We start from the raw sequence: 14,300 nt of genomic DNA on the forward strand, positions 1-14,300 counted from the left end.
GTCCTCCTTCAGTCCTCGACCAGACCGAGCAGCCGGGCGGCGTTCTCCTTGAGGATCTTCGGCCGCACCTCCGGCTTGATGTCGAGCTTCCCGAAGTCGGCGAGCCACCGGTCGGGGGTGATGACCGGGTAGTCGGAGCCGAAGAGGACCTTGTCCTGCAGCAGCGAGTTGGCGTAGCGCACGAGCTGCGGCGGGAAGTACTTCGGCGACCAGCCCGACAGGTCGATGTACACGTACGGCTTGTGGGTGGCGACGGCGAGCGCCTCGTCCTGCCAGGGGAAGGAGGGGTGCGCCAGGATGATCCGCAGCTCGGGGAAATCCACGGCCACGTCGTCGACGAGCATGGGATTGGAGTACTTCAGCCGGATGCCGCCGCCCCCGGGCAGACCGGCGCCGATGCCGGTCTGCCCGGTGTGGAAGAGCGCGGGCACGCCGAGCTCCTCGATCGCCTCGTAGAGCGGGTACGCCAGCCGGTCGTCGGGGGAGAACGCCTGGATGCTCGGGTGGAACTTGAAGCCGCGCACCCCGTACTCCTCGACCAGGCGGCGGGCCTCCCGTACCCCCGCCCGGCCCTTGTGCGGGTCGATGCTTGCGAAGGGGATGAGCACGTCGCCGTGGGCGGCGCAGTTCTCGGCCACCTCCTCGTTGGCGATGCGGGGGTGGCCGGTCGCGTGCTCGGCGTCCACGGTGAACACCACCGCGGCCATGCGGCGTTCCCGGTAGTACGCGGCCATCTCGTCGATGGACGGCTGCCGGTGGCCGTGCGCCTTGAAGTGGTCCTCGGAGGCGCCGAGGAGTTCCGGGCTCAGCGCGCCGTGACCGCTCCTGGAGATCTCGGCGTGGGTGTGCACGTCGATGGCGGTCAGGTGGGTGACGTCGATCGCCTGGTCACCCATCTCAGGCCTCCGGGGCCTTCGGCGCGGGGATGCCGTACGTCTCGGGCTCGGCGCCCACCGTCTCGTGCCACCGCTCGGCGATCGCGTCGGCGCTCCAGCCGCCCTCGCGGAAGACGACCGCCTTCTCCGACGGGTGGGACCACAGCGCGAGGCGGTCGCCGCCGATACCGATGGCCTGACCGGTGACGTCCTTGGAGCTGTCGGAGGCGAGGAAGGTGATGAGGCCCGCCACGTCCTCCACGGTGCCGAGGCCCTCGTCCCTGCGCAGCCATCCGGGAAGCGGCGCCCCCGTGCGCTCGGCCTCCTCGATGACCGGCGCGAAGGCCGGGATGGTCCTGGTCATCTCGGTGGCCGCGACGGGGACGACCGCGTTGACGGTGATGCCCGCCCGGGCCAGCTCCATGGCCCAGGTGCGGGCCATGGCCACGATGCCGGCCTTGGCGGCGGCGTAGTTGGTCTGGCCGAAGTTGCCGCGCTGGCCGGCGGGGGAGGAGATCAGCACGATGCGGCCGCCCTCGCCCTGTTCGCGCATCCGGACCGCGGCCGCGCGGGCGCAGGTGAAGGTGCCGCGCAGGTGGACCTCGACCACGGCGTCGAAGTCGTCGTCGGTCATCTTCCACAGCACCCGGTCCCGCAGGATGCCGGCGTTGGTGACGAGGACGTCCAGCCGCCCGAACTCCCGTACCGCGGTGTCGGTCAGCAGTTCGGCGGCCGCGCTGTCGCCCACCGCGGCCACCGCGCCGACCGCTTCGCCGCCGGCCGAGGTGATCGAGGCGACCGCGGCGTCCACCGCTTCCGCGTCCACGTCGTTGACGACGACGCGGGCTCCGGCCGCGGCGAGGGCGCGGGCGTACGCCAGCCCCAGCCCGCGTCCGCTTCCGGTGACGACGGCGACTTTGCCGTGCAGGTCCATGACTGCGCCTCTTCCTGTTGCGGGTGACGGCGGGTGGTCCGGAGGTGAGCGACCGGAGGTGAGCCACCGGAAGAAATTGACAGGAATCCTGTCGGTCGGATCCAGTGTTCTCATTCATCAGGATTCCTGTCAATGGCTTAGGGTGGCCGTGGTGACGGGCCGGACGGCTGCCAGGGGAGGAACGGCATGACGGAGACGACGCACCCCGCGGCCGCGGACGGGACCACGGGCGGGGCCGCTGACGGGGCGGAGGCGGGACCCTCCCTGCTCTACCTGCTCAAGCGGACCGAACTCGTCGTGCGGGCCAGGCTGGAGGAACTCCTCAAGCCCGCCGGGGTCACCGCTCTGCAGTACACCGCGCTGACCGTGCTCGAACGCCACGACGGCATCTCCGCCGCGCAGCTCGCCCGGGACTCCTTCGTCACCGCGCAGTCGATGGCCGACATGGTCCGCGCGCTGGAGAGCAGGGACCTCGTCCGGCGCGAACCGCATCCCCGCAACCGGCGGGAAAAGGMCATCAGGCTCACCGCCCCCGGGCGCCGACTGCTGGCGGAGCACGCCGAACCGGCCCGGCGCCTGGAGGAGCGCATGGTGCGGGAACTGGACCCCGCCGGTGTCGCGGCCTTCCGCAACGCCCTCAAGAGCGCGCACCGGTCCCTGTCCTGACGCGCTCCCGGGGCGCTCACGGCTCCGAGCGGGTCGCCTCGTCCAGCCTGCGTGCCTGTGCGGCCTGTTCGAAGGGGGTGTCGCCGTGCGCCCTGCGCTCACCCAGCGACGCGTACAGCGCGGCGACGGCGGCGGAGTCGTGGTGGGACGCCAGTTCGGCCAGGTCGGGGGAGACCGTGGCGAGGATCTGCCGGAACCGCAGTTCGGCGAGCGGTCCCAGACGGTCGTAGATCTGGACGAAGATCCGCTGGGCGCGGGGCCGTTCCCACTCGTCCGGCAGCAGGGCGGCCGGCAGGTCCGGGTCGCTCTCCGGGAAACTGCGCCAGGCGACCCGCAGTTCGGTGCGGGTGCGCAGCGCTTCCGCCGGACCGACGCGGCCCGCGTCGAGGTGTTCGAGCACCGGGGCGTACCGGTCGATGAAGGCGCGGTACTCCTTGGTCAGCGCCGTCAGGTCGAACGCGGAGACCGGATCGCCCTGTGCGGTGCCGCCCGGGACGGTGGTGCAGCGCAGTACGGTCGCGGTGGCTATGCCGAGTTCCCGCTGCAGTTCCTGCGCCTGTGCGCCGAGGTCGCGCGGGGAGACCCACACGCCGTCGTAGAGGGCGGCGAAGCCGAGCACGCGCAGCCGTGAGCGCAGCGTGGTGCGCAGGCTGCGGGCCTGCTCCGGGACGGAGAACGCCACCACCGTCCACCGGCCGTCCCACTCCGGCGCGGTGGTGCCGAACGTCAGCATCCGGTGCGTGCGCTCGACGATCACCTCCGAGGTGCGGGGCGGGATGCCGTACGCCGTCGTGCGTCCGCTGCGCGAGGTGTCCAGCAGGCCGCGTGCCGCGAGCCGGCGCATCGCCGCCCGCGCGCCGTCCGAGGTGACGTCGAAGTCGGCGAGCAGTCTCACCAGTGCGGTGGCGGGGATGTGTTCGTCCCGCCAGTACCAGAAGTCGCCCAGCAGGGAGGTGAGCAGGAGCTGGGGTTCCGCCCCGGTCTGCGCCCGGGGCAGTCCGGCCCCGTGCAGGTCCTTCCCCATGGCACCTCGGTTCCTCGCCGGCCTTCGCGTCGCACCGAAGTATGGCACGACCCTTGTCATAGGCGACACCTCGTGCGACGCTCGGCACCGATACCGACAATGACGCGGATCTCACTTCATGCAAGGGAACACCTTCATGTCTGACTCTCGATCCCACCGACCATGGCGAACACATGGCCCGCTCCCCGTCGCGATCCTGTGCGTACTGGCTCTCGCGGGCTGCGGTGCGTCGCAGGAGGAGGACGCGGCCTCGCCGTCCCTCGACGTGGTACCCGCACTGCACGACGCGCTGCCCCGGTCCGTCCAGGACTCCGGAGTGCTGCGCTTCGCGGGCGACTCCCACCCGCCCTTCCGCTCGGTGGCCGCCGACGGCTCCGTGACCGGCATCGACGCCGACCTCCAGAAGGCCCTCGGCCGGGTGCTCGGCGTACGCACCGAGATCAAGATCGTGAACAACCTCCCCGCGGCGCTGCAGGGCATGCTCAGCGGGCGCTACGAGGCGTTCAACGGCCCCGTCCAGGCCACCGCCGAACGGGAGCGCCAGTTCGACACCATCACCTGGATGACCAGCCGCACCGCCTACGTCCTGCCGAAGTCGTCGAAGGCCGGTGTCTCCTCGGCCGACGACCTCTGCGGCAGGAAGGTCGCCGTGGTCAAGTCCAGCGTCGTGGAGGGCCAGCTCAAGAAGCTGTCCGCGTACTGCACCGGGAAGGGCGACAGGGCCACGACGGCGATCGGCCTGGACGACACCAACGCCACCCTGCTCGCCGCGCGGTCCGGCCGGGCCGACGCCGCCGGAATGACCCAGGCCGCCGCCATCGACGTCACAGGCGCCCAGAAGGACACATACACCTACGTCACGCAGACCGAGCAGCAGGGCGCCACCACCGACAACCTCGCCCTGCTCGTCCCCAAGGACGGCGGACTCGGCCCCGTGGTCCACAAGGCCTTCCAGGAACTCGTCGACAACGGCGAGTACCGGCGCGTGATGAAGCACTGGGGACTCACCGACGTGATGGTCGACGAGCCCGTGCTCAACATCGCCGGCGAAGAGGGCTGAACCGTGCCCGGATCCCCGGTCCTGACCGACCGTCCCGCCGGCACCTGGACCGACGACGTCGCCCGCTCCAGGCGGCGCGTACGGCCGTGGCGGGTGGTGGCCGGCGCGCTCCTGGCCCTCGCCGCCTTCCTGCTCGGGCACTTCCTCGTGACCAACGAACGCCTCGAATGGGACGTCGTCGGCGACTACCTCTTCGACCCCTCGGTCCTCTCCGGCCTCGGCACCACCGTCTGGCTCGCCCTCGCGGCCACCGCCATCGGCGCCGTCGTCGGAGCGCTGCTCGCCGCCGCCCAGCTCTCGGACTTCGCGCCGGTGCGCTGGGCCGCCACCCTCTACATCGGTGTCTTCCGCGGCATCCCGCCGCTGGTGCAGCTCATCTTCTGGTTCAACCTGGCCTATCTGCTGCCGCGCATCTCCCTCGGCGTCCCCTTCGGCCCGGAGTTCGCCTCCTGGGACGCCAACGACGTGATCACCCCCGTGACGGCCGCGGTGATCGGCCTGTCCCTGGTGGAGTCGGCGTACATGGCCGAGATCATCCGCGGCGGCCTGCTGGGCGTGGAACAGGGCCAGCGCGACGCCGCCCGCGCCATGGGTCTGACCCCCGCACAGACCTTCTTCCGCGTCGTGCTGCCGCAGGCCATGCGCGTCATCATCCCGCCGGGCGGCAGTCAGTTCATCAGCGTCCTCAAGGGCACCGCACTGGTGTCGGTGATCGCCATGGCCGACCTGCTCCACTCGGTCCAGGTCATCTACAACCGCACCTACGAGATCGTCCCGCTGCTCATCGTGGCCTGCCTCTGGTACCTCGCCGTGGTCACCCTGTTCACCTTCGGACAGCGCCGGCTGGAACGGCACTTCTCCCGCGGCCACACCCCCGCAGCCCACGTCCGCCGCCCCAAACACATCCCTGACGGCAAGCACACCCCCGACGGCAAACACATCCCCGACGGAGCGACCGCATGACCGGTGAACCCGCCCTGCGCGTACGGGGCGTACACAAGGACTTCGGCGGCCGCGCCGCACTCGACGGCATCGACCTCGACGTCTTCGAAGGAGAGGTCGTCACCGTCATCGGCCCCTCCGGCTCGGGCAAGTCGACCCTGATCCGCTGTGTGCACCAGCTGGAGACCATCGACTCCGGCGCCGTCTACCTGGACGGCGAACTGCTCGGCCACGAACGGCACCGCGGCGGCCTGCGCCCGCTGAACGCCCGCCGCGTCGCCGCCCAGCGCAGCCGGATGAGCATGGTCTTCCAGCAGTTCCACCTCATCCCCCACTTCACGGTGCTGCGCAACATCACCGAGGCGCCGGTACGGGTCCACGGTCGGCCCCGCGCCGACGCCGAGGCCGAAGCACGCCAACTGCTGGAACGGGTCGGCCTCGGCGACCGTGCCGAGCACTACCCGCGCCAGCTCTCCGGCGGCCAGCAGCAACGCGTCGCCATCGCCCGGGCCGTCGCCGCACACCCGCGCGTCATGCTCTTCGACGAACCCACCAGCGCCCTCGACCCGGAACTGGTCGACGAGGTCCTCGCCGTGATGCGGCAGCTCGCCGCCGAGGGCATGACCATGGTCGTCGTCACCCACGAGATCGACTTCGCCCGCGAGGTCGCCGACCGCTGCGTCTTCATGGAGGCCGGCCGCATCGTGGAGAGCGGCGCGCCCGACGAGATGCTCACCGCCCCGCGCACGGCACGCCTGCGCKCCTTCCTCGCCCGGCACCGCGAAGCGCAGCGGCATGGGACCCCGCCCCGCGACAGCCTCCCCACCGCACAGGAGACCGTCTCTTGATCACCGTAGCCTCGGTCGGGGACCTCATCCTCGACGAACCCGACCCCGCCTCCTACCTGGCGCCCGCCGCGGCCCTGCTGAAGGCCGCCGACGTCACCGTCGGCCACGTCGAGGTACCCCACTCGACCACCACCGTCCGGCAGAGCACCGACGTCCCCGCGCCCCCGGCCGACCCTGCGGCACTGACCGCGCTCGCCGACGCCGGCTTCGACGTCGTCACCCTCGCCGGCAACCACATCCACGACGCCGGCTCCGAGGGCGTCGCCGACACCGTCGCCCACGCCCGCGCCGCCGGACTGGTCCCCGTCGGCGCCGGCGCGAACCTGGCCGAGGCCAGGACCCCCGCCGTCGTCGAGCGCGGTGGCCTGCGCGTCGGCGTCCTCTCCTACAACTGCGTGGGCCCGCGCGAGTCCTGGGCCACCTCGGGCAAGGCGGGCTGCGCCTACGTCCACGTCCTGACCCACTACGAACTCGACCACGCCAGCCCCGGCGGCCCGCCGAGGATCTACACCTTCGCCGACCCCGAGAGCCTCGCCGTCCTCGAAGCGGACGTGGCCCGGCTGCGCGAGCAGGCCGACGTCGTCCTCGTCGGACTCCACAAGGGCGTCGGGCACACCCCGGCGGCCGTCGCGATGTACGAGTCACCGGTGGCCCGCGCCGCCATCGACGCCGGCGCCGACGCCGTCTTCGGGCACCACGCCCACATCATGCGGGGCATCGAGACCTACCGCGGCCGGCCCATCTTCCACGGCCTCGGCAACTTCGTCACCGTCACCCGCGCCCTGACCCCCGACGCAAGCAGCCGCTCCAGCGCCGAACTGACCGCCTGGGCGCACCGCCGCAAGGAGCTGTACGGCTTCGCCCCCGGCCCGGACATGCCCGCCTACCCCTTCCACCCCGAGAGCCGCAACACCGCGATCGCCGTGTGCCGCTTCGACGGCGAGGGCCTGGTCGAGGCCGGCTTCGAACCCTGCTGGATCGACGACCGGGGACGCCCGGTGCCCTGCGGCGACACCGAGGAGGGCGGGCGCGTCGCCGACTACATCGAGGACATCACCCGCCGGGCGGGCCTCAACGGCCGGTTCGTCCGCAAGGACGGCCGCGTACTGATCCAGCTCACCACCGAAAGGGCATCATGAGCGACCAGCCACTCGCCGGGCGTACCGTCGTCGACCTGACGACCGCGCTCGCCGGTCCCTACGCGACCCTGCTCCTCGCGGGACTCGGCGCCACGGTCATCAAGGTGGAGAACCCGGCGACCGGCGGCGACTCCTCGCGCAACAACGCCCCCTACGCGGGCGGCGACGGGCTCTCCCTGTCCCGGCAGGGACCCGACGACATGTCCGTCTCCATGCTCGCCCGGGGCCGCAACAAGCTCAGCGTCACCCTCAACCTCAAGGACGAGCGCTCCCACCGGGTCTTCGCCGACCTGGTGCGCGACGCCGACATCCTGGTGGAGAACTACAGCCCCGGCGTCACCGGCCGTCTCGGCATCGACTACGCCGCCGTCCACGCACTCAACCCGCGGCTGGTCTACACCTCGATCACCGGGTTCGGCAGCCAGGGCGGCCCCGGCTCCGGCAAGGCGATGGACTCCATCATCCAGGCGCTGTCCGGCGTCATGCTCACCGCCGGCGAACCCGACGAGGGACCGGTCCGCTTCGGCCTGCCCGTCGGCGACATGCTCGCCCCGCTCTTCGCCGTCGTCGGCACCCTCTCCGCGCTCATGCAGGCCGACCAGAGCGGCGAGGGCCAGCACGTCGACGTCTCCATGCTGGGCGCGCTCACCTCCCTGGTGGCGTGCGAACCCTTCGACGCCTTCGCCGCGGTCGGCATGGAGCAGCGCACCGGCGCGATGGTGCCCCGCCTCGCGCCCTTCGGCATCCTGCCCACCGCCGACGGACACCTCGCCCTGTCCGCGCCCACCGACGCCTTCGCCCATGGAGTGCTCCGGGCCATCGGCCGCCCGGACCTGACCGAGGACACCCGCTTCCACACCCGCGACCAGCGGGTCCGCAACGCCGACGAGATCCACGCCCTCATACGGGAGTGGACGAGCGCGCGCACCACCGAGGAGGCGCTGCGCCTGTTCACCGCCGAAGGCGTGCCCGCGGCCGAGGTGCGCGACCCCCGCGACGCCGTGCGCGACCCCCTGGTGCGGGCGCGCGAAGAGGTCGTGCCGGTGATCCACCCCGTCCACGGCACGGTCGAGGGCCTGGCCACCACCGGCATCCCCATCCGGTTCTCCGCCGCCCGGGCCGGGTTCGACCGGCCCGCCCCCGCCCTCGGCGAGCACAACGACGAGGTCTACCGGAACAAGCTCGGCTACAGCGCGGACGACATCGCCGAACTCGCCGCCGCATCGGTGATCTGAACCGCGCCGCACCTCGCGCCGCACCTCGCGCCGTACCTGGCGCCGCACCCTGCACCACCTGGAGGAACAGCCATGTCAGCTGCCCTGGCGCAGCTCGTCTCCCACGGCAGCGCCCGCACCGCCGGTGGGCGCCCGCACCACCGCGGCCCGGTGATCGGGTACGTCGGCGCCGACGTACCCGTGGAGTACCTCACCGCCGCCGGACTGCTGCCCCTGCGACTGTCCGGCGACCCGCACGTGCCGAGCACGGCCGGCGACCGCTACCTCGGCACCGGCCTCGACCCCGCCGCCCGCTCGGTCCTCACCCGCCTCCTCGACGCCGGCTACGGACCACTGGACGGCATCGTCGTCTCCCGGGACTGCGAGGCGTCCACCCGCCTGTTCTACGCGCTGCGCGAGCTGCGCCGCGTCGAGCCGGCCCTGGCGCTCCCGCCGGTCCACCTCGTCGACGTCCTGCACCTGCCGCACCGCACCACCACCCGCTACGTCCGCGCCAAGTTCGCCCAGTTCCGGGCCGTCGCCGAGACCTGGGCCGGACGCGCGATCGACGACACCGCGCTCACGGAGGCGATCACCGCCCACGACCGGCTCAGGCAGCRCCTCGCGCGGGTCGCCGGTCTGCGCCGCAGCCGCCCCGCCCGCCTCACCGGCACCCAGGCGCTGACCGTCGTCGCCGCGACGACGACGCTTCCGGTCGGCCTCGCCTGCGGGCTGCTGGAACAACTGCTGGCCGAGGCCGACGAGTTGCCCGAGTACGAGGGGACGCGGGTGTTCCTCACCGGAAGCCCGCACGACACCGCCCACGTCTACCGCGCGCTGGAGGAGCTGGGCTTCCTGGTCGTCGGCGAGGACCACGACCGGGGCGACCTGCTGTACCGGCGCCGCACCGGCGTCCCCACCGAGGCGGCGCTCGCCGAGCGCTACCAGCACAACGGGCCCGCCGCGCCGCGCGCCGCGATCCGCACCCGCGCCGAGCACACCCGCCGCGAGGCCGCGGCCTGCGGCGCCGAGGTCCTCGTCGGCTACGCCCGGGTACGCGACGACGCACCGCCCTGGGACTACGCGGCCCAGCAGGCCGCGACCGGCCTGCCGTCCGTCCTGCTCTCCCGGCAGCCCTACGGCGGACTCGACCACGAGGCCGTCGAGACCCTCGCGGCGCTGCGGTCGCGTACGCACGCGCAGGCCGTCCGATGAGCGCCCGCCTGAACTCGGCGTCCGCGGCGACCACGTACCAGCGCGAGTGGTTCGCCTCCCTGCGCCGGGAAGTGGCCGACGGCGCGCCGCTCGCGCTGGTCAACGCCGACGCCCCGCAGGAGATCTTCCGCACCATGGGCATCCCGTACGTCGTCAACCAGTGGTGGTCCTCGGTCGTCACGGCCAAGCGGCGCGCCCAGGACTACCTCGGTCTGCTGCGCGCACGCGGCCTGCCCGACGACAGCGAGCAGTACAGCTCGATCCCGTTGGCCTCGGTCTTCGACCCGGACCCGGCGAACGCGCCCTGGGGCGGGCTGCCCCGGCCGTCGATCGTGCTCGCGGAGACCACCGGCGACACCTCGCGGAAGGTCTTCGACATCTGGGACGACCAGCCCGGCGTCTCCTTCTACCCGCTGGAGAGCGCCGCCGAGAACGACGTCCCGGTCCGCTGGTGGGAGCTGATGCCGCGCAACTGGGAGCAGGCCGTCGGCAGCGACCGCCTCGACCTCATGACCGGCGAACTCGAAGGGCTCGTCCGCTTCCTGGAGCAGACCACCGGCCGTACCTTCTCCGAGACGCGCTTCGCCGAGGTCATGGACCTCGTCAACGAGCAGCAGGAGTGGAACCGCCGCACCCGCGACCTGATCGCCCGGGCCCGCCCCTGCCCGCTGCCCGTCAACGACTCCATCCCCAGCGTGATGATCCCGCAGTGGCACCGGGGCACCGTCTGGGCCCGCGACGCCGCCCGCGCCTTCCACGACGAGGTGGCCGAGCGGGTGACCGCCGGCGCCGCGGTGTGCCCCGCCGAGCGGACCCGCCTGATGTGGATCGGCCGCGGCCTCTGGTTCGACCTCGACTTCTACCGGCGCTTCGAGGACAGCCACGGCGCGGTGTTCGTCTGGTCGATGTACCTGGCCATCGCCGCCGACGGCTACCTGCGCTACGGCGACGACCCGCTGCGCGCCCTGGCCGCCCGCTTCGCCGCCTTCTCCGACCAGCTCTACACCCCGCCCTGGTCGGCCGAGTGGTACGTCAAGGAGGCCCGGACCCACGGGGTCGACGGCGTCGTCCACCTCGTCTCCGACGACGCGCGCGGCAGCTACTTCACCACCCGCGCGCTGGAAGCGGCCGGCATCCCCGTCCTGGAACTGCACGCCGACAACGTCGACGCGCGCGACGCAGGACCCGACATCCTCACCCGCACCGTGGGCGACTGGCTCGACCGGCGTGTCCGCCCGGGCGGCTGACGCGGTGCCGTCGATGCCGGCGGTGCTTTCCGGCGCCCTGGCCGCCCTCTTCGTCGGCTCCCTGACCAACACGATCGTCGGCATCGCCCTGCCGACGATCGCCGGTGAGCTGGGCGGCCAGGACCAGGTGCCGTGGGTGGCGAGCGCCGCGCTGCTCACCATGACCGTGGCGACCCCGCTGTGGGGGAAGGCCGCCGACCGGCGCGGGCCGAGGGACCTGCTCCTCGCCGCGCTGGGGGTGTTCGTCGCCGGGTCCCTGCTGGCCGGGTGCGCACCCGCGATGGGCCTCCTGCTGGCGGGCCGCGCCGTGCAGGGCGCCGGGGCCGGCGGCATCCTCGCCCTCACCAATGCCCTCGTCGCCGGACTGGTCCCGGCACGCGAACGGGGCCTGTACACCGGCTGGTTCGGGGTGTCCTTCGGCACCGCCTCGGTGGCGGGACCGCTCGTCGGAGGCCTGCTGGTGGGGGCGCCCGGACCCGGCTGGCGCTGGTGCTTCCTCGGCGTGATCCCCGTGGCCCTGGCCGCGGCGGTCCTCGTCCGCCTCGCACCGCGGAGCGTCCCCGCCGCGCCCCGCGGGGACGTCGACCTGCTCGGCGGCGCCCTGCTCACGGCGGGTGCCTCCGGCGCCGTCGTCCTGCTGTCGGCGGGCCCTCGTCCGCCTCGCACCGCGGAGCGTCCCCGCCGCGCCCCGCGGGGACGTCGACCTGCTCGGCGGCGCCCTGCTCACGGCGGGTGCCTCCGGCGCCGTCGTCCTGCTGTCGGCGGGCCCGACGGCGTTCTGCGCGACCAGCACCAGCACCTGCTGGGTCAGTCCGGTGCCGGCGCCGAGGACGGCCATCGCGCCGGCGAGCCACCATCCCGGGGTGTCCGGCGCGAGGGGTGACAGCAGCACGGCGCCGGCCGTCACCAGGGCGCAGCCGACGACCGGGAACACCTTCCAGCGGCCGGTGCGGCTGATCAGCCGGCCGGACACGGCGGAGGCGACGATCATCGTGCCGACCTGCGGACAGCCGGTGCCGGCGGCACGGTTGCACCGGCCGGGGGGTCCGGCGCCGTACGGGTGGGACATGCGGAGACCATGGGGTCGTCCGCCCCACCGGGATCCGGACCCCCAGATCGCGGCGCGCCCGCCGCGTGTCCGTAGCAGGACGCATTCACGCAGGGAGACTTCTCATGACCGACAGGCCCTTGACGCTCATGGCCGTGCACGCCCACCCCGACGACGAGGCCACCAGCACCGGAGGGGTCCTGGCGCGGTATGCGGCGGAAGGCTTCCGCACGGTGCTCGTGACGTGTACCGACGGCGGGTGCGGGGACGGGCCGGGGGGCGTGAAGCCGGGCGATCCCGGGCACGATCCGGCGGCGGTGGCCGCGATGCGCCGGGCGGAGCTGGAGGCGAGCTGCGAGGTCTTGAAGATCAGCGATCTGGAGACGCTCGGCTACGCCGACTCCGGGATGATGCGCTGGCCGACCAACGAGGCTCCCGGAGCGTTCTGGCAGACCCCCGTGCAGGAGGCCGCGGCCCGGCTGGCGGACCTCATGCGGCACTACCGGCCCGATGTGGTCGTCACCTACGACGAGAACGGCTTCTACGGCCACCCCGACCACATCCAGGCCCACCGCATCACGATGGCGGCGGTGGAGATGACCGACCTGACGCCGAAGGTGTACTGGACCACGATGCCCCGCTCGGGGCTGCGGCGCTTCGGCGAGGCCATGCGCGAGTTCCAGGAGGACGTGCCGGAGCCGGACCCCGCCGAGGCCGCCGCGGTCGCCGAGATGGGCCTTCCCGACGACGAGGTCACCACCTGGGTGGACACCACCGCGTTCAGCGGCCAGAAGTACGACGCGCTGGCCGCGCACGCCAGTCAGGGCGAGAACATCTTCTTCCTCAGGATGGGCAAGGAGCGGTTCGCCGAGCTGATGGGCACGGAGACCTTCCTGCGCGTCCAGGACTCCACCGGCGCGCCCGTACCCGAGAACGACCTCTTCGCCGGACTGCGCTGACCCTGCGCGAACGCCCGGCCCACCCCGCTCACCCCCCTGTTCCTGCTCCTGCCCCCTGTTTCGCTGTCGCCGCGGGCCGGTCAGGCAAGCGGACAGGACAGGGGCAGGACGCGCTCGGACAGCCGGCCGGTGAGGTGCGTGTCGTCGAGGGCGGCCTCGGCGAGCCAGTCCGCCGCGACCAGCTGGTCCACCAGGGGCTGCAGCTCGCCGGGCGCGACAGCGCTGCGGGAGGCGGCGAATCCGGCGCCGGCGCCCTGGCCGTGGGGGCCGATGCGCCCGTCGGAGCCGCACTGCGTGGCCAGCGTCAGGGCGAGCAGCCGGGCGCCCGCGGTGGCCTTGGCCTTGCGGAGCTTCTTGTCCGAGATCACCTTCTGGGCCCATCCGCTGAGCTTGGGACGCGTCTTCCTGCCGAACGTGAAGGGCCCGGCCGCGTCCTGACGGGGCGTGAGGCAGGGCACGGTGACCGGGGTGGCGTTCTCCGGCCGGGAGGCGAGCAGCTCACCGACCGTGCCGGGCAGGACCAGCCAGCCGCAGCCGGTCAGCTGCTCGACGAGGGCTTCCGGTTCGCTCAGCCCCAGGGCGGTGACGTCCTGCCCGACGAGGTTGCCGCTGCCGGTGTGGGCGGTGCGCAGGGTGAGCACCAGCGTGAGCAGGCGGGCCTGGGGGCCGGGCAGCGGGGCGTGGTCGGCGACGTGCGCCAGGACGGTCCGTGCGTGCTCCCACAGCACGTGCCCGGTCAGCAGGCGCGCCACCGCCGCCCGGCCGCCGTCGGGGGTCTGCCCGGTGCGCTGCTGGTGCTGCAGGCGAGCGGCGTCGGCGGCCTGTTCGGCCCGCCGGGCGTCCCGGCGCAGGCAGCCGTCGCCGGTGATCTCGGCCCAGGTGGCGAAGGCGCGCGCCTTGCGGGTGTGGAGGTCGGCGAGGTACGCCAGATCGGGCTCGGTGCGCTGCTGGTAGGCGCGGAACAGGTCGCCGAGCTCGACGAGTTCGTCCCGCAGGGCCAGGGGCCGCAGCTCGTACGGGACGATGCGCTGCGCGATCTTCCCGTGCCGGGGGCGGCGCGGCGCGGGCGCGGAGCGGGGGACCGGCACCTTGCGCGGGCCGGCCGCTTCCTGGGCGGAGTGCGGGGGGT

General features: G+C 73.0%; 14 protein-coding genes. 10 read left to right on the forward strand and 4 right to left on the reverse strand.

Annotated features, from left to right (window positions below; all coding sequences use genetic code 11):
- Nucleotides 1–8 precede the first annotated feature (8 nt).
- Together FGF04_RS09720 and FGF04_RS09725 are read right to left on the reverse strand one after the other, a co-directional pair.
- Nucleotides 9–896 carry an amidohydrolase family protein gene (locus FGF04_RS09720; RefSeq protein ID WP_188114021.1) on the reverse strand — a complete coding sequence of 296 codons (888 nt, stop codon included), beginning with the start codon at nt 894–896 and terminating at the stop codon, nt 9–11.
- A 1-nt stretch (nt 897) separates the two neighbouring features.
- Entirely contained in the window at nt 898–1,809 is a 912-nt protein-coding gene (locus tag FGF04_RS09725; RefSeq protein ID WP_149510865.1) for an SDR family oxidoreductase, read from the reverse strand.
- Nucleotides 1,810–1,995: 186 nt separating this feature from the next.
- Between FGF04_RS09725 and FGF04_RS09730 the strand changes: the two genes are divergently transcribed.
- Entirely contained in the window at nt 1,996–2,475 is a 480-nt protein-coding gene (locus tag FGF04_RS09730) for a MarR family winged helix-turn-helix transcriptional regulator (RefSeq protein WP_149510866.1), read from the forward strand.
- 16 nt (nt 2,476–2,491) lie between these two features.
- Here FGF04_RS09730 and FGF04_RS09735 read toward each other — a convergent pair whose 3' ends face one another.
- Nucleotides 2,492–3,499 (reverse strand): PaaX family transcriptional regulator, encoded by a 1,008-nt coding sequence (locus tag FGF04_RS09735; RefSeq protein ID WP_149510867.1) that lies wholly within the window; start codon nt 3,497–3,499, stop codon nt 2,492–2,494.
- Between the two features lie 136 nt (nt 3,500–3,635).
- Here FGF04_RS09735 and FGF04_RS09740 point away from each other — a divergent pair, with 136 nt between their 5' ends.
- From FGF04_RS09740 to FGF04_RS09785, 9 genes are all read left to right on the forward strand, one after another.
- On the forward strand, nt 3,636–4,559 hold the full coding sequence (locus FGF04_RS09740; protein ID WP_149510868.1) for a transporter substrate-binding domain-containing protein: 924 nt from the start codon (nt 3,636–3,638) through the stop codon (nt 4,557–4,559).
- Nucleotides 4,560–4,562: 3 nt separating this feature from the next.
- The gene (locus tag FGF04_RS09745; RefSeq protein WP_223146363.1) at nt 4,563–5,522 is read left to right on the forward strand and encodes an amino acid ABC transporter permease; all 960 of its coding nucleotides are present in this window, start codon (nt 4,563–4,565) and stop codon (nt 5,520–5,522) included.
- Nucleotides 5,519–6,349 (forward strand): amino acid ABC transporter ATP-binding protein, encoded by an 831-nt coding sequence (locus FGF04_RS09750; protein ID WP_149510869.1) that lies wholly within the window; start codon nt 5,519–5,521, stop codon nt 6,347–6,349. Before FGF04_RS09745 ends, FGF04_RS09750 begins: the two co-directional genes overlap by 4 nt.
- Nucleotides 6,346–7,488 carry a CapA family protein gene (locus tag FGF04_RS09755; RefSeq protein ID WP_149510870.1) on the forward strand — a complete coding sequence of 381 codons (1,143 nt, stop codon included), beginning with the start codon at nt 6,346–6,348 and terminating at the stop codon, nt 7,486–7,488. Before FGF04_RS09750 ends, FGF04_RS09755 begins: the two co-directional genes overlap by 4 nt.
- Entirely contained in the window at nt 7,485–8,723 is a 1,239-nt protein-coding gene (locus FGF04_RS09760) for a CaiB/BaiF CoA transferase family protein (protein WP_149510871.1), read from the forward strand. Before FGF04_RS09755 ends, FGF04_RS09760 begins: the two co-directional genes overlap by 4 nt.
- A 72-nt stretch (nt 8,724–8,795) precedes the next feature.
- The gene (locus FGF04_RS09765) at nt 8,796–9,917 is read left to right on the forward strand and encodes a 2-hydroxyacyl-CoA dehydratase family protein (RefSeq protein WP_149510872.1); all 1,122 of its coding nucleotides are present in this window, start codon (nt 8,796–8,798) and stop codon (nt 9,915–9,917) included.
- Entirely contained in the window at nt 9,914–11,164 is a 1,251-nt protein-coding gene (locus tag FGF04_RS09770; RefSeq protein WP_149510873.1) for a 2-hydroxyacyl-CoA dehydratase family protein, read from the forward strand. Before FGF04_RS09765 ends, FGF04_RS09770 begins: the two co-directional genes overlap by 4 nt.
- Before the next feature lie 13 nt (nt 11,165–11,177).
- Entirely contained in the window at nt 11,178–12,047 is an 870-nt protein-coding gene (locus FGF04_RS09775; RefSeq protein ID WP_223146364.1) for an MFS transporter, read from the forward strand.
- 290 nt (nt 12,048–12,337) lie between these two features.
- Nucleotides 12,338–13,171 (forward strand): PIG-L family deacetylase, encoded by an 834-nt coding sequence (locus FGF04_RS09785; RefSeq protein ID WP_149510874.1) that lies wholly within the window; start codon nt 12,338–12,340, stop codon nt 13,169–13,171.
- Nucleotides 13,172–13,251: 80 nt separating this feature from the next.
- On the opposite strand, the gene FGF04_RS09790 is transcribed toward FGF04_RS09785, so the two are convergent.
- Nucleotides 13,252–14,300: hypothetical protein (locus FGF04_RS09790; RefSeq protein WP_149510946.1), on the reverse strand; the 1,049-nt coding region annotated here is incomplete at its 5' end.

Source organism: Streptomyces apricus, assembly GCF_008369065.1.
GTDB lineage: Bacteria > Actinomycetota > Actinomycetes > Streptomycetales > Streptomycetaceae > Streptomyces > Streptomyces apricus.